Below are 25,340 nucleotides of genomic sequence, written 5' to 3' on the forward strand. Positions count from 1 at the left end.
GTATCGGTACACTGTCGTATCGGTACGCTCTCGTGTCGATGTACCGTACATCGACATGGGTGCGGACAGCACCACCCGACGCACCACCATGAGAGAGGGCCTGGCATGACACCCGGAAGCGAGGCCGCCGAAACGGAGCCCGACGGACCGGCGCGGCGCCCGCTCGCCCGCGAGTCCCGGCCGGCCGAGGGGAACGCCCCGGCGGGGGCGGGCCGGTGAACGCGGCCCTGACGGCCGTCGTCCTGTCGCTGTTCTCGGCCGTCGCCTACGCGACCGCCGCGGTCGCCCAGGAACGGCTTGCCGCGCGCACCCGCGGAACGGGTGTGCGCGGACTGCTCCGCGCCGGCACCTGGTGGTGGGCCGTCGCACTGAACGGATCGGCGGCCCTGCTGCACGTGGCGGCCCTGAAGTACGGTCCGCTCACCGTGGTCCAGCCGCTCGGCGCGCTCACCCTGGTGGCCGCCGTGCCGCTGGGGGCGCGGATGGCCGGGCGACGGGTCGCGGCGGCGGAGTGGCGGGGCACCGCGTGCACGCTGCTCGGACTGGCCGCCCTGCTCCTCGCGGCCTCCGGGCCGGCCCCGGTACGCGTGCTGAGCCCCCTCGAGGCACTGTCGGTGGCGGGTGCCACGGCCGTTCTGATCGGCGCGCTGTCACGGCCCGGCGCGCGACCGGGCCTGCGGCACGCGACCGCGTCGGGGGTCGCCTCGGGCGTGGCCTCCGCGCTGACCCAGACGGTGACGGTGGCCGCCACGGACCACTCCGGCCCCCTGCTCAGCGCCCACGTCATCATGGTGGCGCTGCTCGTCGCGGCCTTCGCGACCGGTGGCCTGCTGCTGTCGCAGACCGCCTACCGGGACGGCCTCGGCGCCCCGCTCGCGGTGCTGACACTGACCAACCCGGCGGCGGCCGCGCTGATCGGGCTCACCCTGCTGGGCCAGGGGCTGAGGGGCGGCGCGACGGGCGTGCTGCTGGCGTCGGCGGGCGCGGCCCTCGCCTCCTGGGGGGTCGTGGCGCTCTCTCGGGCGACCCCGCGACCCACGGACGCCAACCCCGTACCGGGCCCGGAGCACATCGCACCGGGCGGCGACCCGGACCATCCCGTGGCCGCCGTGCTCGCCCTGGAGACGGAACCGCCCGCGCAGGAACCCGCGCTGCCGTCCCGGCCGTTGGGACCGGGACACCTCACCCCGCTGTGACCGGCGGTCAGTTCCAGCCGCGCGAGTCCTGCTTGAGCGCCGTGTCGACGGTCAGCGCCGTGGCGACCACCAGGCTCAGCAGCGGCTCGGGCAGCTGGTAGTGGATCTGCAGGACGTAGTTGTCGGCGGTCGTGAACATCGTCTTGGCCAGGCCCTCCCAGGTCTTGGTGATCCGGGCGACCTCGTTGTCGGCGTGGTCGACGATGGCGAAGTTCCAGGCGCGCCAGTTCTCCGCCTTGATCGCGCCGACCTGCTGCCCGTTCACGTTCATCGCGAAGTTGATCTTGCCGAAGACGTTCTGCTGGACGATCTCACCGATCTCCGAGCCGTCCGGACGGGACACCACCACCCGCGACTTGAAGACCTTCGCCGGCCGGGTGAGCACCAACTGGGGCGTGCCGTAGGCGTCGCGGATCTCGAGCCTGTGCGTCATGAACTGGTCGAGGCTGGAGACGAACCGCATCGCCTTCTTCAGCGCGCTCTGCCCGACCTCGGTGACCGTGCCGATCCGGCTGCCGTGCTGGTCGAAGACCTCGTACTCGTTGGTCAGCTCGATCAGTTTGGCCTTCTGGTTCACCACGAGCACCGGCTCGCTGAACAGCGAGCCGCCGCCCTGGGCGCCCGGAGCGACCCCGGCCTGGTGCTGGACCTGCCGCTGCACGCGGGGGTCGTGGGCAGCCGGCTGCGGCGGCACCTGCTGCGCGACGTGGGCCTGCTGGTCGGCGTGGGTGTGCTCCGTCCACTGGGAACCGTCCCAGTAACGCAGCGTCTGGGCCGCTCCGTGCGGATCCGGGTACCAACCTGCCGGTGTGTTCGAATACGTACTCACCGGCGCACACTACCGCCGGGCAGGCGGAACCCATGCGCGTGAGTGATGCACGCCACACATTGACCTGTGGATTTCTGGGCAACCCTTCACGGCCCTCGGCGATCTCCTTTGCGAATACATTGGCCACTTTATTTTCGAGGATCGCATGAAGATTCGCCGCTCTCTGGCGCTCGCAGCAGCCACGGCAGCCATCACACCCGCTGTGCTTCTTGCGGCCCCCGCCGCCTTCGCCACGGGCTCTCCGACCCCGGCGGTCACCGAGACGACCGAGGGCGGCTCCACCGGCGCCGACGGCCAGACCGCCGAGCCCGAGGACACGTCCAAGAGCGCCGACGACACCACCGAGGCCGAGGACCCGTCGAAGAGCGCCGACGACACCACCACCGGCGACGACAACAAGTCGGACGACACCGGCGAGAAGTCCGCGAACACGGGGTCCGACTCGAAGGACGCGGGCACCACCGACAAGGAGTCGGCCACCCCCACCCCCAGCGCCTCGCCGTCCGAGACGCCGGGCCCCCAGGCGTGCAAGGAGGGCAAGGAGCAGAAGCAGGACAAGAACCTGCGCACCAGCCTGACCGGCCTGCCCTCGAAGGTCGTCGCGGGCAGCGGGTTCCACAACTTCAAGCTGAACGTCACGAACTCCGGCGACAACTCCTACAAGCGCGTCGACATGGGCGTGTTCGCGGCCCTGGTCGGGGAGAAGGAGTTCACCGACGAGAGCAGCCACCTCACCCTGCAGTTCAAGGACCCGGTCACCGGCACGTGGGAGAACATCTCCCTGGACGAGAGGGATGACGCCATCGGTTACGTCGGCTACACCGACGTCAAGCCGAAGGAGTCCTTCTCCATCGACCTGCGTCTGAACGTGGACAAGAAGGCCCCGGCCGGCATGGGCGTCGCAATCTCCATCGGCATGTACGCCGATGACAAGGGCAACTGTGTCTTCGCCACCGACGACGACTTCTACCTGTTCGACGTCCTCGCGGCCGGCACCAACGCGGGCAAGCCCGCCGACGCCAAGCCGCAGGGCGGCCGGAAGCCGCTGCCGGCCAAGCCCGCCGGCGACAAGCAGATCGTCCCGCAGGGCCACCTCGCCGAGACCGGCTCCAGCTCGGCGCTGCCGATGATCGCGCTCGCGGGCGGTGCCGCGGTCGCCGTCGGCGCGGGCGCCGTGTTCGTCGTGCGTCGCCGCAAGGCCGGCAGCGGCGCTGCCACGGCCTGATTCGCGTCCCTGACGCGCTGAATCACGAGGGCCGCACCCGCGAGAGCGGGTGCGGCCCTTCGCCGTCGGTGTCCGGCCGGATGCCGGGCGGGCTCGGCGCCGTACCGGCACGCCCGCCCTACCCGTAGGACAAGTTGGAGCACAGGTCGTCGTCGGCCGAGCGGGCGTCCGCCGCCACCGACGTGGGCACGGAGGTCGGCTCGGCCGAGGCACCGTCCGCGGCGGCCGTGAAGTCCTCACCCAGGACCACGTTGATGCCCGGGCCGGTCAGGGCCTGGAGTTCGGCCCCGGGGAAGAGCTTGGCGACCGTCTCGGCCTCGGCCTGTCGGCCGGGACCGTACTGGATGATGGTGATGGCGTGGTTCTGGCTGCCCGCGTTCTCGGTGCCGGTGACGGTGAAGCCGCGGCCGGTGAGGACGGAGGCGCCGCGGGTGGCGAGGCCGGGGGTGGTGGTTCCGTTGTAGACACCCACGTCGATGCCCTTCCCCAGGTCGCCCTGACCGGCGTCCGGGGATGCGGAGGCAGCCGCCTTGCCCTTCTTGCTCTTCTTGCCGCCCGCGTCCTTGCCGTCGATGGTGCGGTCGGCCCTGAGCGCGGCCCACAGCTCCGAGGCGTCCGGCTCCACGATGGCGACCCGCGCCCCCTCATAGCGCCACGGGATGGTGACGAACTTGGTGTTGTGCAGGTCGACGTCCTTCAGCGACATCGCGAACGACAGCAGCTTGTCGGCCGAGCCCAGACCGGGGTCCACGGTGAGCGACTTGGTGGCGGCATCGGCGAGGGGGAACAGCTTGGTCGGGGTGAACCCGTCGGCCTTGACCTTCTTGATGAGGCTGGCGACGAACGCCTGCTGGCGCTTGATCCGGCCTATGTCGGAGCCGTCGCCGATGCCGTGCCGGATCCGGACCCAGTCCAGCGCCTGCTTCCCGGAGACCTTCTGCTCGCCCTTGCTGAACAGCAGCGAGCCGCGGCTGGCCCGGTTGGGGTTGAGGTCCTTCTGGTAGATGTCCTGCGGCACGCACACCGGCACCCCGCCCACCACGTCGGTGAGCGCGGCGAATCCCTTGAAGTCGACGACGACGGTGTGGTCCACGCGCAGCCCGGTGAGGTGCTCGACGGTGTTCTGGCTGCAGGCGGGGTTGCCCTCGGCGGTGTTGCCCACGGAGTACGCGGCGTTGAACATCGTGTTCGGCCGCGACTCGGTCCAGCCGCCGTCGGGGAGCTTGCAGGGCGGGATGGTGACCAGGGTGTCCCGGGGGATGGACACGGCGAGGGCGTGCCGATGGTCGGCGTAGACGTGCAGCAGGAACGCGGTGTCGGAGCGGCCGATGTCGTCCTTGCTGCCGCCGCCGAGCGCGTCGTTGCCGCCCACGCGCGCGTCGGAGCCGATGACCAGGACGTTCTCGCCCTTGGACGAGCCGGCCTCGGGCCGGTTGTCGGACAGGCCGTCGGCGCCGAAGGTGTTGATGTTGCCGTTGAGCTTCAGATAGAGCCAGCCCAGACCCGCCGTGCCGAGCACCACCAGGGACAGCGCCATGACGAGGGCCGTCCGTCCGCGACTGCGTCCGCCGCGGCCGCCGGAGGCGCGGCGGCGGGAGCCGCCCCGGCGCTGGGGCGGGACGCCCTTGCTCCGGCGGCGCGAAGGAGCGGTCTTGTGGCTGGTCGTCATGCGCGCACCCTCATCCGTCGTACTCGTACAGAGGGGACGACTGACCCCACCCAATGGTTGTACGTTTGCGCAATGTAGCAATAGTCGATGAGGGGGATCCGCGACGGGGTGTGCGGCCGGCCCGCACCCCGATCCGGCGGGACGGTCAGGGACTGGCCACGTCGAAGCCGTATCGCAGGGGCTCGCCCTTCACGCGCGGGTCGCGGCGGTAGACGTACACCGCCTCCACGCGTACGCCGTCCCGCGACGCCTCCGCCTGACAGGGGAACGACACCTGAAGCACCCACGGCCGCCCGGCGACCTTGACCCGCATACCGTCCGCCGGCCCGCCCGCGAGCACCGCGGCCTCCCGCCCCATCACGCCACCACCAGATTCCATGGGGACAGTTTAAGGGTTGCGCAATTGTTGACCCGAGGGGAATTCCCGCCCACCGGGGCTTCGGGGCGGGGAGCCGTCGGACCCATGATCCGCCATCCCCCTTGCCCCGCTGGCGAATTGGGGACCTGACCGGGGAAGATGGGCGGCGTGAGTCATCCTGCCGACATCGTCATGGTCTTCGACCGGGACGAGGAACTTGCCGTCTTCCCCTCTCTCCGGGCCGCGGAGGACGGGCTGGAGGCCATGGACGTGGTGGACGGGGAGTACACGGCCTTCACCGCCGAGGGGCGCCTCGTCGACCTGCGCGCCCCGGACGGCGAGGAAGGCCTGGTCCTGGCCGCGCTCACCGACGAGGACGGCCGGAAGGACCTGGAGCGCCACCTGGCCCGCTTCTGGGCCCGCCGTCCCGGCCGAGCCCCGCTGGGCCCCGAGGACACCGCCCGCCTCCTGCTGGTCGGCGGGCCACGGGCCACGGGCCGCGGACCACGCCGGCTCCGGAACCCGTTCCGGCGCGGTCGCGCGCCGCACTCCTGACGGGACGGCGGACGACCACGATGACAGCACGTTCCGCGCGGCCGGGGCCGCGGGCCCACTCACGCGTGCCGCGGAACGGCGATTCGCCGCCGGCACCGGAGCGCCGCGCCCCGATGGACCGCTCCCGCAGCTCTACGGTTGCACACATGCGCAATTCACAGAGTGTCCGTGCGGAGAAGCGCGTGCCGGGCGCCCAGGCCGCCCCGTCGGCGCGTGGACGCCGGCAGGCCCCTCCGCCGGCCCCGGATCCGGCGGGCCGGCCGCGCGGCGGGCGTGCGGGGCGGGTGCCCGGCCCCTCCACGCTCCCGCGCCGCGCCCTCGCGCGGCTGCGGCGGGCCTGGGACCGGCCGCTCACCGGCTACTACCTGGTGGCGGGCAGTGCGGCGCTGATCGCCGGCCTGGGGCTGGTGATGGTGTTCTCCTCCTCGCAGATCCAGGCGCTGCGCTCCGGTCTGCCGCCGACCTACTATCTGCGTCGGCAGATCATGGCCGCGGTGATCGGCGCGGTGCTGGCGGTGCCGGCCGCCCGTATGTCGGTGAAGACGCACCGGTGGCTGGCCTATCCGCTGCTGGCCGGGTCCGTACTGCTGCTGGCGCTGGTGCAGGTGCCGGGGCTGGGGCGGACCGTCAACGGCAACACCAACTGGCTCGACCTGGGCGGACCGTTCGTGCTCCAACCCAGCGAGTTCGCGAAGGTCGCGTTCGTCGTATGGGGCGCGGACCTGCTGGCCCGCAAACAGCAGCACAAGCTGCTGGGCCAGTGGAAGCACCTGCTCGTGCCGCTGGTGCCCGGTGCCTTGCTGCTGCTGGGGCTGATGATGCTCGGCGGGGACATGGGGACCGCGGTCATCCTGTGCGCCGTGCTGTTCGGTCTGCTGTGGCTGGCCGGTGCGCCGCTGCGGCTCTTCGGGGCCGCCCTGACGGGCACGGCGCTCCTGGCCACCGTACTGATCATGACCGCCCCGCACCGGGTGTCGCGGTTCGCCTGCCTTGGCGCGAGCGACCCGGGCCCGAGCGACCAGTGCTGGCAGGTGGTGCACGGCCTGTACGCGCTGTCGACGGGCGGCCTGTTCGGCAACGGAATCGGCGCCAGCGTGGAGAAGTGGGGCCAACTGCCCGAGCCGCACACCGACTTCATCTTCGCCGTCACCGGGGAGGAACTGGGTCTGTTCGGCACCCTGTCCGTACTGGCCCTGTTCGCCGCGCTGTTCGCGGGCGGGCTGCGCATCGCCACCCGCCGCAACGACCCATTCGTCCGCCTGGCGACCGGCGGCATCGTCACCTGGCTCGCGGCGCAGACCTTCATCAACCTCGGCGGCGTCCTGGGGCTGGTGCCCGTCGCGGGCGTGCCCCTGCCCCTGTTCTCCTACGGCGGCAGCTCGCTGATCGCCACCCTGTACGCCGTGGGGCTCCTGCTCGCCGCCGCCCGCGGCGAACCCGCTGTGCGTAAGGCGCTGGAGGGTCGATGGCGCCGGGTTCGCTCGACCCTGCCGCGCCTCCCCGGGCGCCGCCGCTGAGACTCTGCGGTCAGGCGGACAGCGGGCGTTGCAGACGGAGGCCCTGGAGTATGCCCACGGCGATCCAGCCGGCGAACATCGACGAGCCGCCGTAGCTGACGAACGGCAGCGGCAGTCCGGTGACCGGCATGATGCCGAGGTTCATGCCGATGTTCTCGAACGCCTGGAAGGCCAGCCAGGCCACGATGCCGGTCGCGACCACCGTTCCGTACAGGTCGGGGCAGGCGCGGGCGATGCGCAGCGCACGCCACAGCACCACGCCGAGCAGGGCGATCAGCGCCCCGGCGCCCAGGAAGCCCAGCTCCTCCCCCGCCACGCTGAAGACGAAGTCGGTCTGCTGCTCGGGCACGAACTGCCCGGTGGTCTGCGCTCCGTGGAACAGCCCCTGGCCCAGCAGGCCGCCGGCCCCGATGGCGATCCGGGCCTGGCTGGTGTTGTAGCCGACCCCGGACGGGTCGAGGGCGGGATCGGCGAACGCGGCGAACCGGTTGATCTGGTACTGGTCCAGCAGGTGCAGTTGCCACACCGCCACCGCACCCAGGACTCCGGCCGCGAGCAGCCCGGTGACCCAGCGCGCGGAGGCACCGGAGGCGAGCAGCACCCCGAGCACGATCACGCCGATGCCCATGAACTGCCCGAGGTCCGGCGTGAGCAGGACCAGCAGGGCGGGCACGCCGGCCACCGCCAGGGACTCCAGGACGCTGCGGCTGTCCGGGCTCGGCCGGTCACCCGTGTCCACCTTGGTGGCCAGCAGCACGGCCATGGCCAGCACGATGGCGACCTTGACGAACTCCGCCGGCTGGATGGACATCCCGCCGATCATGATCCAGCGGCGCGACCCGTTGATCGTGGCGCCCAGCGGCGTCAGCACCGCGAGGACCAGCAGGAGCGTGACGCCGTACAGGAGGGGGACGAGGTCCCGGAGCCTGCGCGGGCCCAGCCACATGGTGCCGACGGCCAGGGCGATCCCGATGGCGGTGTTGATCAGATGGCGCGTCAGGAAGGCGTACGGGTCACCCTCGGTCAGCTGGGTGCGGCCGCGGGTCGCGGAGTACACCAGGAGCGCGCCGAGCACCGACAGCGCCAGCGCGGCGCCCAGCAGCGGCCAGTCCAGCCGCCGCAGGACCGAACCGAAGGCCGTGGGCGGCCGCGGTCCCGCGCGCCGGAACGTCCCCCGGACGGCTCCCGGCCCCATGAGCCCGCTCCCGACCTCCATCGCGGCTCTCCTTCGCTCTGGTTCGCTCTGGTTCGCTCTGGTTCGATCCGGCGCACTCCGGTTCGCTCCGGTTCGCTCCGGCCGCGCCCCGGCAGGCTGTCCCGGATCCCGCACGACGCGGAACGCCATCATCGCCCAGTTGCGCAATCCGTTAAGTGAAGCACGCCGAAGGGTTGCGCGCTCACCGGCCCCCGCCCGTGGTCACGCCTGCTCAGCAGGCCCTACGCTGGCCTCTCGTGAAGGACTCCGTGACCACCGACGAAGGCTCCTCGCGGAATCGTCTTCGCGCCGTCTCGTACCGCCGTGTGCCCGCCGTGGCCGGTTACCTGTGCCTGCTCGTGGGCGTACTCGACGTCGCGGGGGCGATCTTCCCGCGTATGCGGCACGGGCGGGTGCACACCCTGGCCGTGGCCCTGCCCGGGGCCGTGTCCACCCTGGCCACCGCCGCCTCGCTGATCGTGGGCGTGCTGATGGTGATGCTGGCGCACGCCCTGCGGCGCCGCAAACGGCGGGCCTGGCGGGCGGTGATGATCCTGCTGCCCACGGGCGCGGCACTGCAACTGCTGCGCTGGCACCAGCATGTGCCCGGCGTCGTCACGGTGCTGCTGTTCGTGCTGCTGCTCGTCGCCCGCCGGGAGTTCTACGCGCTGTCCGACCCGCGCACCCGGTGGCGGGCGGTGTGGAACTTCCTCCTGCTGAGCGCCTTCAGCCTCGGCGCGGGACTGCTGATCGTCGGCGCCCACCCCAGGAAGGTCGTCGCGGCCTCACTGTCCGACCGTATCCAGCACGTCGCCTACGGTCTGATCGGCATCGAGGGACCGGTGCACTACTCCAGCGAGCGCACCAGCGACCTCGTCTACTTCTCGCTCGCCGGGCTCGGCCTGCTGACCGCGGCCACCACCCTCTACCTCGCGCTGCGCCCCTCCACACCCGTACCCGTCCTCGGCGACGACGAGGAGCGGCGGCTGCGCGCCCTGCTGGAACGGCACGGCGAGCGGGACTCGCTGGGATACTTCGCGCTGCGCCGCGACAAGAACGTGCTCTTCTCCCCCACCGGAAAGGCGGCGATCGCCTACCGGGTGGTGTCCGGCGTGATGCTCGCGGGCGGCGACCCGATCGGCGACGTGGAGGCCTGGCCGGGCGCCATCAAGGAGTTCATGGACACCGCCGCCCGGCACGCCTGGGTCCCCGCGGTGATGGGGTGCAGCGAGACCGGCGGCGAGGTGTGGACCCGCGAAGCCGGACTGAACGCCCTGGAGATCGGCGACGAGGCCGTCGTCGACACCGGCGCCTTCACCCTGTCCGGACGGCCGATGCGCAATGTCCGGCAGATGGTCAACCGCATCGAACGGGGCGGCTACAGCTGCCGCATCCGCCGCGTGCGCGACCTGTCCGAGCAGGAGACCGAGCAGATCCGCGCGGCGGCGGCCGCCTGGCGCGGCACCGAGGTGGAACGCGGCTTCTCCATGGCCCTCGGGCGCTTCGGCGAGGCCGGTGACGGCGACTGCGTGGTCGTCACGGCCCACAAGGAGCCGGACGCCGGCGCCCCCGCGCCCGGCGGGGACATCCGCGCGGTCCTGCACTTCGTGCCCTGGGGCCGGGACGGGATCTCCCTGGACCTGATGCGCCGCGACCGCACCGCCGACCCCGGTCTGAACGAACTCCTCATCGTCAAGGCCCTCCAGCAGGCCCCCGGTCTCGGTGTCGGCCGGGTCTCGCTGAACTTCGCGATGTTCCGCGCCGCCCTCGCCCGCGGTGAACGCCTGGGCGCCGGACCGGCCCTGCGCGCCTGGCGCGGCCTGCTGCTCTTCCTCTCCCGCTGGTTCCAGATCGAGTCGCTGTACAAGTTCAACGCCAAGTTCCAGCCCCGGTGGGAGCCGAGGTTCCTGGTCTATCCCACGGCCCGGGACCTGCTCCGCATCAGCCTGGCCGCGCTCCAGGCCGAGGCGTTCCTCAATCTGTCCTGGCCCGCACCGTGGCGGCGGAAGCCGCGGCGGCCGGAGCCCGCGCCTGCCGAGGCGGAGCCCGCCGCGTTCGAACCGCCCGGGGGACCGCCGGTACCCTAGTTGCATGGATGTGCAAGGAAAGGTGTGGGACGCCGAGGCGGCGGACCGGGCGGTGGCGGTGCTCAAGGCGGTGGCGGACCCCTCCCGCTACCGGCTGCTGTGGGCCCTCAGCCACGGTGAACAGCCGGTGAGCGAGCTGGCCCGGATGCTGGACGCCCACGTGGCCGCGACGTCCCAGCACCTGGCCAGACTCCGGGCGGCCGGTCTGGTGACCACGCGCCGGGAGGGCACACGTATCTTCTACCGGGCCGCGGGAGTGCGGCCCCTGCTGGAGGCCGCGCACCTCACGGGCACCGAGGGCGGCGGCCCCGGAACCGGCGGCTCCGGTGGCGAGGAGAGCGCGCTCGCACCCCGGCGGGCCGCCGCCGCCAACCCGGTGCTCTCACGCCGCCCGGCCCTGGGCGGCACCCCATGAGGCGGCGGCCCCGCGGTGCTCAGGCGGGGCACTGGGTGTCCGTGGGTCCGGAGGCGTCGCCGGTGTCGTCGCGGCGGTACTCCTCGGGGCCGGCGTCGTAGGCGTACAACTCGGCGTAGCGGCCCCAGTCGGTGGCCGTCTCCAACTGCTGGTCGACCTGCTCGCTGGTGTAGTGATGGGCCAGCAGATCGCGGAAGAATCCGGCCCGCGCGGTCCCGTCGGCCTTGCCGCGCACGCTGCTGGTGATCACCTTGACCAGCGGCAGCTGGATCGCGGCCCGGGCGAAGATGGTCTTCGACTCCTGGACGTCGGCCCCGGCGAACGCGGTGCCGGTGTCGGTGAGCAGCAGGTCGTCGCCGCTGAACCCGGCGAAACCGAGCAGGTCCAGGGCGTCGACCTGGGGCATGACGTCGTCGACCTCGAGACCGAGGTCGTCGGCGAGACCGGCGAGATCGCAGCGCCCGCCGCGGTGCAGCACCAGCTCCGCCAGGCCCGACAGCCCGTCCACGCTCGCCTGCGGCAGCGGGGTGTTGGCCACCGTCCGCCTCTCCAGGTCGGCCGGTTCCTGGCGGCCGGGGGTGCGGCCCTCCTTCTGCCGGCCGGTCATGGTGCGGTAGACACGGTCGATCATGTCCTCGAAGGCGGCGGAGTTGCGGTCGCGGGGCCGGTCCAGACCGACCTCGAAGACCTCCCGGATGGTGCCGTAGGGGCGGGAGCCGAGCACCACGATCCGGTCGGCCATCAGGACCGCCTCCTCGATGTTGTGGGTGACCAGCACGATGGCCCTGGTGGGGAACTGGCCGGACTCCCACAGCTCCATCAGCTCGCCGCGCAGGTTCTCCGCCGTGAGCACGTCCAGGGCGGAGAAGGGCTCGTCCATCATCAGCACGTCCGGCTCGACGACCAGCGCGCGGGCGAAGCCGACGCGCTGGCGCATGCCACCCGACAGTTCCTTGGGATAGGCGGACTCGAAGCCGTCCAGGCCGATCAGGTCGATGGCCAGGCGGGCGGCCTCGGCGCGCTCCACGGGGTGCACACCCTTGGCCTCCAGGCCGAGTTCGACGTTCTGCTGCACGGTCAGCCAGGGCAGCAGCGCGAAGGTCTGGAACACCATCGCCGTACCGGGGTTGGCGCCGGTCAGCGCGGCGCCCTTGTAGCTGACGGTGCCGGAGCTGGCCGGGACGAGTCCGGCCATACAGCGCAGCAGCGTCGACTTGCCCGAGCCGGACTTGCCCAGCAGCGCGACGACCTCACCGGCGCGGATCTCGAGGTCGATGCCGGAGAGCACGGGCAGTTCGCCGTCGGCGCCCGCGTACGACTTCGTCAGGCCGACGGTCTCCAGCAGCGGTTCGCCGTCGGCCGGGCGGGTGTTCTCGGTGGCCGGAAGGGTGTTCATCGCCATGGCAGGTCCAAGCTGTGGGGTGCGGAGTACGGATGGGGCCCGGTGTGCGGACGGGAGGGGATCACAGGGAGTACCGGGTCTCGGCCAGCCGGTACAGCGGCCGCCAGAGGAAGCGGTTGAGGCAGACCACGTAGACGCTCATCACGACCACGCCGGCGATCAGTCGGGGATGGTCGCCCTGCTCCGTGGCGCGGGCGATGTAGGCGCCCAGGCCGGTGGCGGTGAGCGTGGTGCCGCCGAAGGTGACGACCTCGGCGACGATGGAGGCGTTCCAGGCGCCGCCGGAGGCGGTGATGCCGCCGGTGACGTAGGAGGGGAAGATGCCGGGGATGATCAGCCGCCGCCAGCGCTGCCGGCCTCTCACCCCGAGGTCGTCCATGGCCTCGCGCAGGTCGGTGGGGATCGCCATGGCGCCGGCGATGGTGTTGAAGAGGATGTACCACTGGGCGCCGAGCGCCATCAGGAAGATGCCGCCGATGTCGATGCTCAGGCCGGTCCTGATGAAGAACCACACCGCCAGCGGGAAGAGGAAGTTCGCCGGGAACGAGGCCAGCACCTGCACCACCGGCTGGGCGATCCTCGTCAGCCTGGGCGAGAAACCGATCTTCACGCCGATCGGCACCCACACCACCGTGGCCACGGCGACCAGGACGGCGACGCGGGCCAGGGTGGCGAGCCCGAGCAGCAGCGGTTCGCCGAACACGCCCAGGCCTGTGTGGTCGTACAGGTAGAGGCAGAGGTCGACCAGGCCCCAGACGATCAGCCCGCCCGCCACCAGGGCGAAGGCGACGTCCCCGGCGCGCTGCCTGCCCCGCTGCACCACGAGGGGCCGGTCGTCGGTGCCGAAGACGCGCCCGGCCCTGCTCAGCGCCCGGCCGGCCGGGCGCAGCAGGCGGCCGGCGAGCCGGGGCCAGTCGGAGCGGCGCAGGAAGTCCAGGACGACCGACCGCTGGACCTCGCCGGCCTCGGACTGCTCGATCTTGAACTTCTCCGCCCAGGCGGTCAGCGGCCGCCAGAACAAGAAGTTCACCCCGATCACCATGACCGCCATGGTGAGGATGGCGCAGCCGACCTTGGTCAGGTCGCCGTCGGCGATCGCGGCCCCGGCGTAGGAGCCGACCCCGGGCAGGGCGTAGTCGGTGTGGCCGAGGGTGACCGCCTCGGAGGCGACGAGGAAGAACCAGCCGCCGCCGAAGCTCATCATGCCGTTCCAGACCAGGCCGATCATCCCGGCGGGCAGCTCCACCTTCCAGAACCGCATCCACCGGGTGAAGCCGAACGACCGTGACAGCTCGTCCAGTTCGCGCGGCAGCGAGGTGAGGGAGTGGTAGAAGCCGAACGTCATGTTCCACGCCTGGGAGGTGAAGATGGCGAAGATCGCCGCACACTCCAGGCCGAGCATCGAGCCCGGGAACAGGGCGACGAACCCGGTCACCGCCACCGTCAGGAACGCCAGCACCGGCACGGACTGAAGGATGTCCAGCGCCGGGATCAGGATCCGTTCCAGACGGCGGCTCTTGGCGGCGGCGTAGGCGTAGCCGAAAGTGAAGGCCGTGGACAGGGCCAGGGCGACGAACATGCGCAGCAGCGAGCGGGCGGCGTCGTAGGGCAGCTGGCCGACACCGGTGTCCACCTGCGCGGACTGGCTGGTGGAGAACGAGAGCGTGATCCCTTTCCCCACCCGCAGGGTGACGTACAGCAGTACCACCACCGCGGCGGCGACGACCAGGTCCACCCAGGTCATCCGGGTAAGACCGCCGGCGAACCGAGCGGGGAACGAGGCCCGCGACCGCGTGGCGGGCGCACTCGTCCGGAACGACATCACAGGCACCTCCAACCGCGCTCCGCCCGGACTGCGGCACATGGACGCCCTGGTGGGAGCGCACCGCGAGGCGGCGGCACTCGCACCAGGGCAGGCATGACAGGGTACGGCGAGAAAGCGGCGAAAAGAGAAGAAGGAGAGAAGAGGGGAAGAAGAAGGAAGAAAGAGAAGAGGAAGAAGAAAGCGGACGACCGGGGCGGCGGTCAGAGACTGCCGGAGAGGCCGCTCGGACTGGGTGGGTCGATGTCCACGAGTGCCTCCGTTCAGCCATGCGGTTCCGTCGGGGAGCACGGGCCTCGCGCACGGCGCGACAGGCGGGTGCCGACAGGTAGTGTGCCGCTTATTGCGTCGATGCGCAAATAGTGCGGTCCTGGCGGATGTCCTCGCCGCACACCCTCGCCGGGCCGGCCATGTCCCCCAGCCGCGAGATCGGCACGGACACCCTGCGCGCTACCGGCTGGTCGCCAGGATCCTGATCGTCACCAGGATCGTCGAGCGGGCGCTCGGCCACGGGCCCCGTCAACGGCGCCCCCACGGCTCGACCTCGCGCCGCCTCTCGCTGTCGCATCGGGCCGGTTCAGGTGCCGGGCCGCCCCGCGGATGCCCAGGCGGCGTACTCCTGGCGGACGTAGTGGCGGCGACCGGGTCCGAGCGTGATCGCGTCGGGCTGATGCGGCCCGGCCACCAGGTCGGGTCGGCGGCGATCGTGCCGCAGGAGCTGTTCGGCGGTTTGCGCGGCGGCGCCGACCGGGCCGGGGTCGGGGCTCTCCAGGGCCATACGGTCCATGAGGGCAGCCCGGCGCAGCAGCCGGGCGCGTTCGGCGACCGCGGCGTCGACCGGCGGGCCGTTGACGGTCCTGGCCTGGCGGCCGTCGCGCTCGGCCCCGAGGGCAAGCACCTGGTGCATTTCGCGGCGCAGGTCGGGCGCGTTCGCGTACGCCTCGTGCGGGCGCGGGGCGTCGATGCCCTCGCCGGTGTTCGGGGCGACGCCCTCCCCCGATACACCGCGGCGGGCGCCGCAGCGTGCACACGGCACCGTGTCGTGGTCCAGGTCACCCTGGTCGAGGGCCGGTGGGTTCGCCGGGGACCGTACGGGCCCCCGGGCCGGCGCCGGACAGTCGTCGACGGGGCACGGCTCGTGGGTCGCGAAGGCCCACTCGCGGAGGCCCTCGGGTGACCCTGCGCCGCGGCGGCCCCCGGTGACCGGCAGGCGACGCATCGCCTCGGCGCCCGGCCCGGCGAAGGGCGGCGGCTCGCACGGGAACTCGGGACCGGTCATGCCGAGCACCTCAGGCAGGCGCGGACTTCGCGTCCGCCGCGCGTCTGGTGGACCTCGGTCGACTGGGCGAGGTACTGGACGATGCCGGTGCCGCGGCCGTGCTCGTCCGGGGCGATGTCGGGGCGACGGCGCTCCACGGCCGTTCCGGAGTCACTGACCACGATGTGCAGGGCGCCGTGGTCGAGGACGAGCCGCAGGGTCATGCGCTCGCGGCCGTACCGGGCGGCGTTGGCGGCGAGTTCGTCGACGATGAGAACGGCGGAGTCCCGCTCGCTCTCCGGGACGCACCAGGTCTCCAGCAGATCGGCCGCGAAGTGACGGGCGGCGGAGACGTGTGCCTCCTGCGCGGGCAGGGCGAGCAGCGCCTCGTGGCGGCAACGCCGGGAGACCGGTGGGCTCAGGCGGGGGGAATCGGTTACGAACATGGTCTTCTGACTCTTCTGTGCATGTGCGGAGACCGGAATCCGGAGACCGTCGACGCGTTCGAGGGGCGGTCGGTGTGCCGGATCCTGCATCGGGGCGTTCACTCAGTTCCACGGCCGGCGCCCGCCGAACGGTTCGAGCGATTCGCGCCTTTCGCTCCCTGGCCGTTGGGCGACCGGCGACCGGGAGCGTGCACACCCCGACTGCGCACTCACGTGTCAAGTCGACCAAGCACCGGCATCCTTCGCGGGAACTGACGGCGAGGGCGACGAAGCGGTGACGCCGGTGGCGGGATCGCGCCCGGAGAAGGTGCGCGACGGAGCCGGCATGGCCGGTCCGGGCCCCGTGGCCTTTCCGCGGAGCGATCCGGATCGGTCCTTGGGCCACGCTTTCGGGAGCTCCAGGGCATAGAACGATCACTGCTCATATGCATCGCCTCGCCTTGTGACGCACCGCACAGAGTGGCGACCCTCCGTAAGCGCCGCCAGGGCCGCGCGCGCCGGAACGCCGGAGGGACGGTCGATCTGCGGCGACCCAAAGAAAGTGTCGCGAAAAGTGCGTATCGACCGAACCGCACGCCCCCGCCGCCCGTGGAGTCAGACAAAGGCCGACATACGCGACACCTGTCGTCCACACCCCAAGCCGTTCTCGGCTCGGGGACGGGGAACTGCCCTTTGCCACCCGCGACTTCGCTTCGCTTGCGCGCACTCGGCAGACGCAGTCCCCATCTCAACCTGATCGTGAGGAACGAACAGCATGTACCCGCACCTTCGTACACCAGGCCGGCGATCACGCGCTGCGGCTGGGCTCGCCGTCGCCACCGTCGCCACCGTCGGCGCGCTGGGGCTCCTGAGCGCATGCGGCCAGTCGTCGCACTCCTCGTCCCCCCATGCCGGTGCCATCACACCGGGACAGGGTCAGCACCAGACGGCCGGCATGCCCGGCGCCTCCGGACCGGGACACGCGGCGGGCTCCGCTCCCGGCGCCTCCCCCATGCCCAGCATGACCATGCCCATGAGCCCTCCGAGCACCAGTAAGCCGACCGCGCCGGTGGCCGGGAACGCCGTGGCGATAAAGAACTTCGCATTCGCCCCGGCCACGCTGAAGGTCAAAGCGGGCACCACGGTGACCTGGACCAACCAGGACACCGACGCCCACACCGTCACCAGCACCGGATCGGGCGGCCCGCTGCATTCGGCCGCCCTGGCCACTCACGCCACGTACAGCCACCGGTTCACACAGCCCGGCACCTACCACTACCTCTGCACCATCCATCCGTTCATGACCGCCACCGTGGAGGTGACCCGATGACCGAGTACCACGACCCTCACCAGGGATCACCGCTCGGTGGCAACGAACCGCCCGTACCCGAACACGGCATGTCCCGGCGCCAACTCCTCCGGCACGCGGGGTGGTTCGGCGGGGCCGTGGTGCTGACCGTGGCCGGCGGAGAAGTGATCAGTCACATCGCCGACAGCCGCGGCACCGCCGGGACCACCGCCGGAACCGCGGCTGCGGGAGCCGGCACGACGACGAGCGGCGCACTGCGGTTCGTGCAGGTCTCCGACAGCCACATCGGCTTCCAGGGGCCGGCGAACATGGACGTGGCCGGCTCCTTCTCCGAAGCGATCCGCCAGGTCAACTCACTGGGTTTCCGGCCCGACTTCGTCATGCACAGCGGCGATCTGACCCACCTGTCCACGTCTTCGCAGTTCGACCAGGTCAGGCAGATGATGACGGGGATGCGGACCGACCGCGTCTTCACCGTGCCCGGCGAGCACGACTCCATAGGCGACGCAGGACGCGCCTACCGGCGGACCTTCGGCAAGGGCACGCTGGGCGACGGCTGGTACAGCTTCGACACCCACGGCGTGCACTTCATCGCGCTGGTCAACACCCTGAGCCTGGAGAAGCTCGGTCATCTCGGCAACGAGCAGATCGAGTTCGTCCGCAGGGACCTCGCGGGACTGCCGCCGGACACGCCCATCGTGGTCTTCAGCCACATCCCCCTGTTCGCCATGTACCCGCAGTGGGGCTGGAGCACGGACGACGCCTTGCGCGTCATCGCCCTCCTGCGCCGCTTCTCCTCCGTGACCTGTCTCAACGGGCATGTCCACCAGCTGTTCACCAAGACGGACGGCAACATCACCTTCCACTCCGCCACCACCACGGCCTATCCGCTGCCCAAGCCCGGCCGGGCCCCCGCCCCGACTCCGCAGGTCGTACCCGCCCGGCAGCTCAAGGACGCACTCGGCATCCGCACCGTGGGCTACCGGCAGGGCGACCGGAACCTGGCGATCAAGGACGAGAGGCTGGCATGACCCTCGGAAGGCTCCTCGCCCCTGCCCTGCGTGTCGCGATCGCCGCCACGCTCGCCGGGAGCGGATACATCCACGCCCGCCTCTACATCGACGAGTACCGCTTCATCCACGTCGTGGGCCCCCTGTTCCTGCTCCAGGCGAGCGTCTCCTTCGCGGTCGCCGCGCTGCTGCTGATCGGGATGCCACCGCTGCTCAGGCTCGCCGCCGCGGGTGTGGCGCTGGGCGCCCTCGGCGGCTTCGCCGCCTCCCGCACCGTGGGCGTCTTCGGATTCACCGAACACGGCCTGCAGCCCGCTCCACAGGCCCTGCTCAGCATCCTGGCCGAAACCGCCACGCTGCTGCTCCTCGCCATCCGGCAGGCAACCGTGACCAGGCAACACCGCGCTGCCCGGCCTCCGCTCGGGGCACCCGCCTGGGACTGGGGCACTACCCGCACACCGCCCAGGTGACCACCGCGAAGCCGCCCGGAATGCCGAACCCCTGGACGTTCCCGGAACCAAGGAGTATCCACCCCATGCCACCGCAACCGCGCCCCGCAACCGCCGGGCCGAGTCCACGCCTGCGTGAACTGAGGGATACCGTGCGCGCCGTGCTCGGCCTGGACGACGACACCGCCGTCATCATCCGCCAATTCACGTACACCGAACCCGGCCACCCACCGCTGGAAACCGTCGTCAGCGTGCTGCCCATGGACGGCGAGGCCCACCGCTGGACACTCCACCGCCCCGCCGACCGCATCACCGAGCGCGACCTTCGGGCCGCCCTGCTCCACCACCGGCCGAACCGACCGGAACCGTGCTGCCGCCCCGCGGTGTGAGGTCGGGCGGTGTCACGGCGGGCAGGAAGGCGGTCGCGGCGAAGTGGCGGCGCTGGACATCCCAGCGGTGGCTGACCGGCCCCAACGCCGTGCCCGGCTTCGCGAACCCGCGCAGACGGCGGCTCCTCCGCAAGCTCGGGTGCTCCACCGCCCGCGTCACGAGCCTCGTCCGAGCCGCCCTCTGCCTGTGTCTGGGCGGCTCGGACCCAGGTGGGGAAAGGCTGCGGTCGGGGGCCCCGGGCCCGGGTGTCACGCGTCGCGCCGGCGCACCGCCCACCAGCCGGCCAGCAGCGCGGCCGCCGCCCACAGCGCCGTCACCGCGAGCCCCGTCCAGGGGCCGAGGCCGCCCGCCGCCTCTTGGTGCAGGACCTGCTGTCCGGCCCGGTCCGGCAGATAGCGGGACGCGCCCTCGGCGATGTCCCCGATCACGAAGGACACGATCAGGATGAACGGGATGAGCAGGCTGAGCACAGCGACGGCGCTGCGCAGCAGCAAGGTGAGTCCCGCCGCGAACAGGGCCATCAGGGCGAGGTAGATCCCGGCGCCGACGCAGGCCCGCAGCGCCCCCGGCGTGCCGAGGCCGATGGCGTACTCCCCCAGGAACGCCTGGCCCACGAAGAAGGTGGTGAATCCGGTCGCGAGCCCCACGGCGAGGGCGGCGGCACCCACGACCGCCGTCTTGGCCGCGCAGAGCAGGCCCCGGCGCGGCACGGCCGACAGGGAGATCCGCAGGGCCCCGCTCGCGTACTCGGACGAGACGGCGGTGGCCCCGAACGCGATGGCGGCGATCTGCGCGAAGTTGATCGCGTAGAAGGCTCCGAAGAGCAGGTCCTCGCCGCCCATGGCCTCCGCTTGGCCCACGGTGGAGTAGACGAGCAGGGTGATGGCCAGGGTGGCGGCGAAGACCGCGACGAGCGAGCCGAAGCTCGCCCGGACCGACCGGATCTTGATCCACTCGGAGTGGAGAACGGCGGTGACGGACATGGTCACACCTCCTGCGGGGTGGTCGGGGACGCGGCGGCCGCGGCGGCGAACTCGGCCTCGCCGGTCGTGAGGGCGAGATAGGCCTGCTCCAGGGAGGCCCGTTCGTCGCTGAGTTCGAGAACCGGGATGCCTTCGCGGGCGGCGACGGCTCCGACCTGCTCGGCTCTGGCGCCGTCGACCACCAGCGGGCCGCCGTCGCCGTCCGCCACCGTGTATCCCTCGGCCAGCAGCACGGCCCGCAGCCGGGCGGGCGCGCCGGCACGCACCCGGACGCGCGGGTGGCTGTGCTGTGAGATGAAGTCCTCCATGGGGGTGTCGGCGAGGAGCCGGCCCCGGCCGAGCACGACGAGATGGTCGGCGAAGGCCGCGGTCTCGTTCATCAGGTGGCTGGAGACCAGGACCGTGCGGCCTTCCCCAGCCAGCCGGCGCAGCAACTCGCGGATCCAGACGATCCCTTCCGGGTCGAGGCCGTTGGCGGGTTCGTCCAGCATGAGGACGGGCGGGTCCCCGAGGAGCGCGGCGGCGACGCCGAGGCGCTGGCGCATGCCGAGGGAGAAGGTGCGGATGCGGCGGCCGGCCACGGAGGCGAGACCGGTCTCCTGGAGCACCTCGTCCACGCGGCGGGCCGGGATGCGGTTGCTGACGGCGAGGAAGCGCAGCTGGTCGCGGGCGGTACGGGAACCGTGGGCCGCCTGCGCGTCCAGCAGCGCGCCGACGGTGCGCAGGGGCTCGCCCAGGGCCGCGTACGGGCGGCCGCCCACGGTGGCGGAGCCGGCGGTGGGGCGGTCGAGGCCGAGGACGAGCCGCATGGTGGTGGACTTCCCGGCGCCGTTGGGGCCGAGGAACCCGGTGACCCGGCCCGGTTCGACGGTGCACGTCAGACGGTCGAGGGCCCGGGTGCCGCCGTACTCCTTGATGAGGCCTCGCACGTGGATGCTGTTCATGACCTCAGCGTGGCCGCGCGGGCGGGTGCCTGGCCTCCCCCGCGGGAGGAGACCGCCTCCCCCGTGCGGGGGAGCCGACGGTCCCGCCCGCACTGCCAGGATGGCGGCATGCCAGGCCTGCTGTCGCCGCTGACGCGTGCGGTCACCTACACCCGTTGGCTCCACCTGCTGGTGGGGGCGATCGTGCCGTTCGTCTGCGCCATGGTCTACCCGGGCCTGGTCGCCCCGACGCCCGGCGACTGGGCACTGATCGCGGTCCTTCCCGTCCCGCTGGTCCTGGCCGCGGCCATGGTGCCCTCGATGCGCCGCGCGGAGGGTCTCCAGGCACGGCTGATGCTGTTCCCCGGACCGCACGCGCGGGTGCGGAGCGACGAGGATCCGGAGGTTTCCGCAGCGCCGTCCACCTCATGGACCGACCGGGTCAGAACGGGTGCCTGGATGGTGCTGCGCATGGAGGCGGGGCTCGCGGTCGCCCTGGTGTCGGGCCAGTTGATGGCGCTCTCGCTGTCGCTCGTCGGCGGAGCCTTCGGGGATCCCAGCGTCGCCGACCCGCTCCTGCAGGTTCCCGGGCACGGCTGGTGGTGCGCCCTCCTCGTACCGGTGCCCGTGCTGGTACTGCTCGCGGTGGCCGCCGGAGCGGGTGCTCTCATGGCCCAGGCCGCCCGCCGCCTGCTCGGGCCGTCGGTCAGGGAGCGTCTGTCGGAGCTGGAGGAACGCACCGAGCGGCTGCTGGAACGCAACCGGATCGCGCAGGAGCTGCACGACTCCCTCGGCCACGCGCTGACGCTGGCCGTGGTCCAGGCGGGTGCCGCACGGGCGGCCGCCGACCCGGAGTTCACCGACCGGGCGCTGGAGGCCATCGAGGAGACCGGCCGGGCCGCGCTGGAGGACCTGGAGCAGGTCCTGCTCATGCTGCGGGACACGGGACGGCCGGCCGGCCCCCGTCCCGCGCTCGGTGAGGCGGACCGGTTGCTGGAATCCGCGCGGTCCTCGGGCGCGCGGGTCGACGCCGAAGTGACCGGGCCGCTGGAGGACGTGCCCGGGCCCGTCTCCCGCGAGGGCTACCGGATGCTCCAGGAGGCGCTCACCAACGTGCTGCGGCACGCGGGGCCCGTCCACGTGCGCGTGCGCATCGCCGTGGAACAGGCACGACTGCGGCTGGAGGTGCGCAATCCGCTGACCGGGACGACCTCGGCGGCCGGCGCGGGTGGCGGCCGCGGGCTGCGCGGGATCCGTGAGCGGGCGGCGCTGCTCGGCGGCGAGGCCAAGGCGGGGCAGGACGACGGCTGGTGGCTGGTGCGCGTCGACCTGCCGCTGCGGTGATCTACGCTGACCGGATGCCGATCACCGTTCTCCTCGTCGACGACGAACCGCTCGTACGGGCGGGCCTGCGCGCCGTGCTGGAGGCGCAGCCGGACATCGAGGTGGTGGGCGAGGCGGCCGACGGGGCCGCCGTGATCCCCCTGGTGCGGCAACTGCGCCCCGACGTCGTCGCGATGGACGTGCGGATGCCGCTGATGAACGGCATCGAGGCCACCCGGGCCGTGCTGCGCACCGTGCCGGACCCGCCGAAGATCGTGGTGGTGACGACCTTCGAGAACGACGAGTACGTGTACGGGGCGCTGCGCGCGGGCGCCGACGGCTTCCTGCTGAAGCGGGCGCGGCCGGCGGAGATCGTGCACGCGGTACGGCTGGTGGCCGCGGGCGACTCGCTGCTGTTCCCGGCGGCACTGCGGGAGTTGGCCACCCGGTACGGCGAGGACCACGGCAACGCCGCGGCCCGGACGGCCATGGAGCGCGCCGCGCTGACCGAGCGGGAGGAACAGGTGCTGCGCCTCATGGCGCGCGGCCTGTCGAACGCGGAGATCGCCGCGCGCCTGGTGGTGGGGACGGAGACCGTCAAGTCCCATGTGAGTTCCCTGCTGGCCAAACTCGGCGCCCGCGACCGCACGCAGGCGGTCATCGCGGCGTACGAGTCCGGGTTCGTCGCGCCGGGTTGAGTCCGGGGCGGGTGGGCGGTCCCGGGCTTCGCCGCCTCACGGAACCTGCTCCTGGCGGCGAAGTCCGGGACGCCAGCGGTCACGGGGTGAGGTAGGCCTCCACTTCACTGAACTGGCCCGCCGGCCAGCCGGTGTTGGCGCTGACCGTCAGGCGCAGCCAGCGGAGGTTGGTGTTGCCCGGCAAGGACACGGTGGCCGTGTTGCCGCTCGCCGGGTCGAAGCGGTAGCCCTGGGAGCCGACGACGGTCGAGTAGGACGAGCCGTCGGTGCTGCCCTGCACGGTGATCGTCTGGGTGCGGGCGCCCCAGGCCGACGACGGCGGCAGCTTCAGCACGAGTCGGCGTACGGCCTGGTTCGAGCCCAGGTCGACCGTCAGGGACTGCGGGAAGGCGTTGTTGGTGGACTCCCAGTAGGTGTTGGCGTTCCCGTCCACCCCGTTGCCCGGGGTGTAGACGTCCTGGGAGCCGGTGGCGGTGGCCGGGCGGCCCTTGGCGAGGTTGCGGCTCGGGTCGGGATCGGGGTTGCCCTGGCCGGGCTTGGGCCAGGTCGAGCAGTCCGACCAGGTGGATGTCCAGCCGGAGTTGCCGCCGCCGTCGGTCAGCGCGAAGCTGCCCGAGTTGGCCGGATAGGGGCAGTTGTAGATGCCCGCCGCGCCCACGCCGGTAGCGGTCACGCCCCGGAAGGTGGCCGCGCCCTGCGCCTCGGCCTGGACGACGACCGTGCCGGTGTTCTTCACGGTCGCGCCGTCGACGGTGACGCCCCTGACCGGGTACCCGTAGCCTCCGCCCGACACGAACTCGAAGGCGCTGTACGGGCTGTCGGTGATCGTGGTGTTGGCGATGCGGACGGTGGCGTTGATGGCGCTGTCGTAGGAGTCGACGCGCAGCGCGGCCATCGGGTGGTTCCAGTTGGGGTTCATCGCGCCGGCGCGCACCAGCGTGTTGCCGTCGACGGTGATGGTGCCGGCCAGCGGCGAGAAGGGGTCGAGGAACTTCTGGTTGGAGATCGCGATGCCGCTGCCGAGGGCGTTGGTGTCGGAGATCAGGTTGTCCTTCACCGTGATGTCCGTACCGCCGTAGATCGCGATGCCGTTGGCGAGGTTCGGCTGCGAGATGGTGTTGTTCTCGAAGCTGCTGTTGGTGTCCGGCCCGTACAGCGACCACATGGCGAGCGAGTCGTCGCCCTGGTTGCGCAGGAAGTTGTTGCGGACCTTCACGCCCTTGGCGGTGCCGTTGAGGTTGAGGCCGTCGGCGGTGGTGTCGAGGATGCGGCTGTTCTCGACGACGAGGTTGTCGTTGTTGCCGGTCAGCCACAGGCCGACCTTCAGGTGCTGGAGCCACATGCCGGAGACGGAGGAGTTCGGTCCGAGCGAGCCGTTGACGAAGTTGTCGGGGCTGGAGTCGACGCGCTCGGTGACCTCGCCGATGACCGCGAAGTCCTTGATGCGCACGTTCCCCGAGGAGCTGGACTGGTCGATGAAGCGGGAGGCGTGCACGACCGAGTACCAGCTGCCCGCGCCCTGGAGGGTGACGTTCTGGACGCCGCTCAGTGAGGACGTGAGCCGGTAGTCGCCCGGCGGGATCCACACCACGCCGCCCTGCGCGGCGGAGAGGGCGTCCCGGAAGGCCTGGGTGGAGTCGCCCTGGCCGCTGGGGTCGGCGCCCCTGGAGGTGACGGAGACCGATCCGGCCGGCTGGGAGGCGGCCGCGGCTACCTGCTCGAAGTCGGCGACGTCCACGGTGACCTGGACGTTCGCGGCCTCCACGGCGACCTTGTCGCCGGGCTGGACGTTCTGCCCCAGCAGCAACCGGGCGTTGTCGTAGAAGTGGTGCGTCTTGGCGCCGGCGATCCAGCCGGTGTCGACGTAGGAGTACTTCGAGGTGACCGCGAGCGTCTTGCTCAGCCTCGTGCCGTTGACGTACACGTTGAGCGTGCCGGACTGGCCGTCGGGGACGCTGTAGGAGACGTTCACGGCGTTGGCGGCGCGCGGCACGGTGAACTCCACGCGCTGCCCGGTGGCCAACCGGACGGCCTGGCGTCCGGAGGCCTCGGAGGCGAGGGTGCCCTGGGTGTAGTCGGGCCCGATCCTGGTCCCGCTCGTGGTCGCGGACTCGGCCTCGACCGAGGTGAAAGGGAGGGTGGCGCCCGCCGCGGCGTGGGCGGCGGGCGCGCCGAGGGTGACGAGCATGCCGGCGGCGAGGGCGACGCTCGCCCCGATGGCCGGCAGGCGCCGGGCTGATCTGGCCCTGCTGTTCGCGTGCATGTGCTGATCCCTTCGTGGTGGGGGGTACGGGGATAGCGC

At 71.9% G+C, this 25,340-nt stretch carries 23 protein-coding genes; 12 read left to right on the forward strand and 11 right to left on the reverse strand.

From position 1 onward, the window contains the following. Positions 1-215 precede the first annotated feature (215 nt). The gene (locus tag TNCT6_RS03280) at positions 216-1,196 is read left to right on the forward strand and encodes a hypothetical protein (RefSeq protein ID WP_141356383.1); all 981 of its coding nucleotides are present in this window, start codon (positions 216-218) and stop codon (positions 1,194-1,196) included. 7 nt (positions 1,197-1,203) lie between these two features. On the opposite strand, the gene TNCT6_RS03285 is transcribed toward TNCT6_RS03280, so the two are convergent. Next, entirely contained in the window at positions 1,204-2,025 is an 822-nt protein-coding gene (locus TNCT6_RS03285; protein WP_141356385.1) for a phospholipid scramblase-related protein, read from the reverse strand. Positions 2,026-2,170: 145 nt separating this feature from the next. Between TNCT6_RS03285 and TNCT6_RS03290 the strand changes: the two genes are divergently transcribed. Next, positions 2,171-3,250 carry an LAETG motif-containing sortase-dependent surface protein gene (locus tag TNCT6_RS03290; protein ID WP_141356387.1) on the forward strand — a complete coding sequence of 360 codons (1,080 nt, stop codon included), beginning with the start codon at positions 2,171-2,173 and terminating at the stop codon, positions 3,248-3,250. 118 nt (positions 3,251-3,368) lie between these two features. Here the strand turns inward: TNCT6_RS03290 and TNCT6_RS03295 are convergent, their stop codons facing one another. Beyond that, entirely contained in the window at positions 3,369-4,919 is a 1,551-nt protein-coding gene (locus TNCT6_RS03295; RefSeq protein WP_141356389.1) for an LCP family protein, read from the reverse strand. Between the two features lie 145 nt (positions 4,920-5,064). Continuing rightward, on the reverse strand, positions 5,065-5,298 hold the full coding sequence (locus tag TNCT6_RS03300; RefSeq protein ID WP_172632787.1) for a hypothetical protein: 234 nt from the start codon (positions 5,296-5,298) through the stop codon (positions 5,065-5,067). 147 nt (positions 5,299-5,445) lie between these two features. Here TNCT6_RS03300 and TNCT6_RS03305 point away from each other — a divergent pair, with 147 nt between their 5' ends. After that, a complete protein-coding gene (locus tag TNCT6_RS03305; protein WP_141356391.1) occupies positions 5,446-5,832 on the forward strand; it encodes a hypothetical protein in 387 nt (128 codons plus the stop codon). A 146-nt stretch (positions 5,833-5,978) separates the two neighbouring features. Continuing rightward, positions 5,979-7,349, forward strand: a complete 1,371-nt coding sequence (ftsW, locus tag TNCT6_RS03310) for a putative lipid II flippase FtsW (RefSeq protein WP_253266010.1) — start codon at positions 5,979-5,981, stop codon at positions 7,347-7,349. Positions 7,350-7,359: 10 nt separating this feature from the next. Here the strand turns inward: ftsW and rodA are convergent, their stop codons facing one another. Next, positions 7,360-8,544 carry a rod shape-determining protein RodA gene (rodA, locus tag TNCT6_RS03315; protein WP_141366024.1) on the reverse strand — a complete coding sequence of 395 codons (1,185 nt, stop codon included), beginning with the start codon at positions 8,542-8,544 and terminating at the stop codon, positions 7,360-7,362. Positions 8,545-8,801: 257 nt separating this feature from the next. Between rodA and TNCT6_RS03320 the strand changes: the two genes are divergently transcribed. Both TNCT6_RS03320 and TNCT6_RS03325 read left to right on the forward strand, forming a co-directional pair. Then, positions 8,802-10,631, forward strand: a complete 1,830-nt coding sequence (locus tag TNCT6_RS03320) for a phosphatidylglycerol lysyltransferase domain-containing protein (RefSeq protein WP_141356395.1) — start codon at positions 8,802-8,804, stop codon at positions 10,629-10,631. A gap of 4 nt (positions 10,632-10,635) precedes the next feature. After that, entirely contained in the window at positions 10,636-11,046 is a 411-nt protein-coding gene (locus TNCT6_RS03325; RefSeq protein ID WP_141356397.1) for a helix-turn-helix transcriptional regulator, read from the forward strand. 19 nt (positions 11,047-11,065) lie between these two features. Here the strand turns inward: TNCT6_RS03325 and TNCT6_RS03330 are convergent, their stop codons facing one another. The 4 genes from TNCT6_RS03330 to TNCT6_RS03345 form a co-directional block, all read right to left on the reverse strand. Continuing rightward, on the reverse strand, positions 11,066-12,448 hold the full coding sequence (locus TNCT6_RS03330; protein ID WP_141356399.1) for a nitrate/sulfonate/bicarbonate ABC transporter ATP-binding protein: 1,383 nt from the start codon (positions 12,446-12,448) through the stop codon (positions 11,066-11,068). Between the two features lie 61 nt (positions 12,449-12,509). Further along, the gene (locus TNCT6_RS03335; RefSeq protein ID WP_141356401.1) at positions 12,510-14,270 is read right to left on the reverse strand and encodes an ABC transporter permease subunit; all 1,761 of its coding nucleotides are present in this window, start codon (positions 14,268-14,270) and stop codon (positions 12,510-12,512) included. Between the two features lie 577 nt (positions 14,271-14,847). Further along, a complete protein-coding gene (locus TNCT6_RS03340; RefSeq protein ID WP_253266011.1) occupies positions 14,848-15,549 on the reverse strand; it encodes a hypothetical protein in 702 nt (233 codons plus the stop codon). Next, a complete protein-coding gene (locus TNCT6_RS03345; protein WP_253266012.1) occupies positions 15,546-15,974 on the reverse strand; it encodes an ATP-binding protein in 429 nt (142 codons plus the stop codon). Before TNCT6_RS03345 ends, TNCT6_RS03340 begins: the two co-directional genes overlap by 4 nt. A 1,012-nt stretch (positions 15,975-16,986) precedes the next feature. Between TNCT6_RS03345 and TNCT6_RS03350 the strand changes: the two genes are divergently transcribed. The 4 genes from TNCT6_RS03350 to TNCT6_RS03365 all read left to right on the forward strand — a co-directional run bounded on the left by TNCT6_RS03350 (position 16,987) and on the right by TNCT6_RS03365 (position 19,110). Further along, positions 16,987-17,283: a plastocyanin/azurin family copper-binding protein gene (locus tag TNCT6_RS03350; protein ID WP_141356405.1), complete on the forward strand. Its 297-nt coding sequence runs from the start codon at positions 16,987-16,989 to the stop codon at positions 17,281-17,283. Then, positions 17,280-18,293 carry a metallophosphoesterase gene (locus TNCT6_RS03355; RefSeq protein WP_141356406.1) on the forward strand — a complete coding sequence of 338 codons (1,014 nt, stop codon included), beginning with the start codon at positions 17,280-17,282 and terminating at the stop codon, positions 18,291-18,293. Before TNCT6_RS03350 ends, TNCT6_RS03355 begins: the two co-directional genes overlap by 4 nt. Continuing rightward, a complete protein-coding gene (locus TNCT6_RS03360) occupies positions 18,290-18,742 on the forward strand; it encodes a hypothetical protein (RefSeq protein WP_141356408.1) in 453 nt (150 codons plus the stop codon). The genes TNCT6_RS03355 and TNCT6_RS03360 overlap by 4 nt, the downstream gene beginning before the upstream one ends. A gap of 140 nt (positions 18,743-18,882) precedes the next feature. Then, positions 18,883-19,110 (forward strand): hypothetical protein, encoded by a 228-nt coding sequence (locus tag TNCT6_RS03365; protein ID WP_253266013.1) that lies wholly within the window; start codon positions 18,883-18,885, stop codon positions 19,108-19,110. A 249-nt stretch (positions 19,111-19,359) separates the two neighbouring features. Here the strand turns inward: TNCT6_RS03365 and TNCT6_RS03370 are convergent, their stop codons facing one another. Further along, positions 19,360-20,094 (reverse strand): ABC transporter permease subunit, encoded by a 735-nt coding sequence (locus TNCT6_RS03370; RefSeq protein ID WP_172632788.1) that lies wholly within the window; start codon positions 20,092-20,094, stop codon positions 19,360-19,362. A 2-nt stretch (positions 20,095-20,096) separates the two neighbouring features. Next, positions 20,097-21,038: an ABC transporter ATP-binding protein gene (locus TNCT6_RS03375; protein ID WP_141356414.1), complete on the reverse strand. Its 942-nt coding sequence runs from the start codon at positions 21,036-21,038 to the stop codon at positions 20,097-20,099. Positions 21,039-21,146: 108 nt separating this feature from the next. Here TNCT6_RS03375 and TNCT6_RS03380 point away from each other — a divergent pair, with 108 nt between their 5' ends. Both TNCT6_RS03380 and TNCT6_RS03385 read left to right on the forward strand, forming a co-directional pair. Next, positions 21,147-22,361, forward strand: a complete 1,215-nt coding sequence (locus TNCT6_RS03380) for a sensor histidine kinase (RefSeq protein ID WP_141356416.1) — start codon at positions 21,147-21,149, stop codon at positions 22,359-22,361. Between the two features lie 14 nt (positions 22,362-22,375). Next, positions 22,376-23,038: a response regulator transcription factor gene (locus TNCT6_RS03385; RefSeq protein WP_141356418.1), complete on the forward strand. Its 663-nt coding sequence runs from the start codon at positions 22,376-22,378 to the stop codon at positions 23,036-23,038. Between the two features lie 79 nt (positions 23,039-23,117). On the opposite strand, the gene TNCT6_RS03390 is transcribed toward TNCT6_RS03385, so the two are convergent. Then, positions 23,118-25,301, reverse strand: a complete 2,184-nt coding sequence (locus TNCT6_RS03390) for a discoidin domain-containing protein (RefSeq protein WP_141356420.1) — start codon at positions 25,299-25,301, stop codon at positions 23,118-23,120. Between the last annotated feature and the right edge of the window lie 39 nt (positions 25,302-25,340).

It is taken from the genome of Streptomyces sp. 6-11-2 (genome assembly GCF_006540305.1).
In the GTDB taxonomy this organism is placed as follows: Bacteria; Actinomycetota; Actinomycetes; order Streptomycetales; family Streptomycetaceae; genus Streptomyces.

Excerpts from the sequence above, each read along its gene's own strand:
- TNCT6_RS03335 (WP_141356401.1), bottom strand. The coding sequence starts at position 14,270 with ATGTCGTTCCGGACGAGTGCGCCCGCCACGCGGTCGCGGGCCTCGTTC.
- TNCT6_RS03300 (WP_172632787.1), bottom strand. The coding sequence starts at position 5,298 with ATGGAATCTGGTGGTGGCGTGATGGGGCGGGAGGCCGCGGTGCTCGCG.
- TNCT6_RS03380 (WP_141356416.1), top strand. The coding sequence starts at position 21,147 with ATGCCAGGCCTGCTGTCGCCGCTGACGCGTGCGGTCACCTACACCCGT.
- TNCT6_RS03345 (WP_253266012.1), bottom strand. The coding sequence starts at position 15,974 with ATGTTCGTAACCGATTCCCCCCGCCTGAGCCCACCGGTCTCCCGGCGT.
- TNCT6_RS03340 (WP_253266011.1), bottom strand. The coding sequence starts at position 15,549 with ATGACCGGTCCCGAGTTCCCGTGCGAGCCGCCGCCCTTCGCCGGGCCG.
- TNCT6_RS03360 (WP_141356408.1), top strand. The coding sequence starts at position 18,290 with ATGACCCTCGGAAGGCTCCTCGCCCCTGCCCTGCGTGTCGCGATCGCC.
- rodA (WP_141366024.1), bottom strand. The coding sequence starts at position 8,544 with ATGGGGCCGGGAGCCGTCCGGGGGACGTTCCGGCGCGCGGGACCGCGG.
- TNCT6_RS03290 (WP_141356387.1), top strand. The coding sequence starts at position 2,171 with ATGAAGATTCGCCGCTCTCTGGCGCTCGCAGCAGCCACGGCAGCCATC.
- TNCT6_RS03350 (WP_141356405.1), top strand. The coding sequence starts at position 16,987 with ATGAGCCCTCCGAGCACCAGTAAGCCGACCGCGCCGGTGGCCGGGAAC.
- TNCT6_RS03355 (WP_141356406.1), top strand. The coding sequence starts at position 17,280 with ATGACCGAGTACCACGACCCTCACCAGGGATCACCGCTCGGTGGCAAC.
- ftsW (WP_253266010.1), top strand. The coding sequence starts at position 5,979 with ATGCGCAATTCACAGAGTGTCCGTGCGGAGAAGCGCGTGCCGGGCGCC.
- TNCT6_RS03295 (WP_141356389.1), bottom strand. The coding sequence starts at position 4,919 with ATGACGACCAGCCACAAGACCGCTCCTTCGCGCCGCCGGAGCAAGGGC.
- TNCT6_RS03330 (WP_141356399.1), bottom strand. The coding sequence starts at position 12,448 with ATGGCGATGAACACCCTTCCGGCCACCGAGAACACCCGCCCGGCCGAC.
- TNCT6_RS03370 (WP_172632788.1), bottom strand. The coding sequence starts at position 20,094 with ATGTCCGTCACCGCCGTTCTCCACTCCGAGTGGATCAAGATCCGGTCG.
- TNCT6_RS03385 (WP_141356418.1), top strand. The coding sequence starts at position 22,376 with ATGCCGATCACCGTTCTCCTCGTCGACGACGAACCGCTCGTACGGGCG.
- TNCT6_RS03325 (WP_141356397.1), top strand. The coding sequence starts at position 10,636 with ATGGATGTGCAAGGAAAGGTGTGGGACGCCGAGGCGGCGGACCGGGCG.
- TNCT6_RS03375 (WP_141356414.1), bottom strand. The coding sequence starts at position 21,038 with ATGAACAGCATCCACGTGCGAGGCCTCATCAAGGAGTACGGCGGCACC.
- TNCT6_RS03390 (WP_141356420.1), bottom strand. The coding sequence starts at position 25,301 with ATGCACGCGAACAGCAGGGCCAGATCAGCCCGGCGCCTGCCGGCCATC.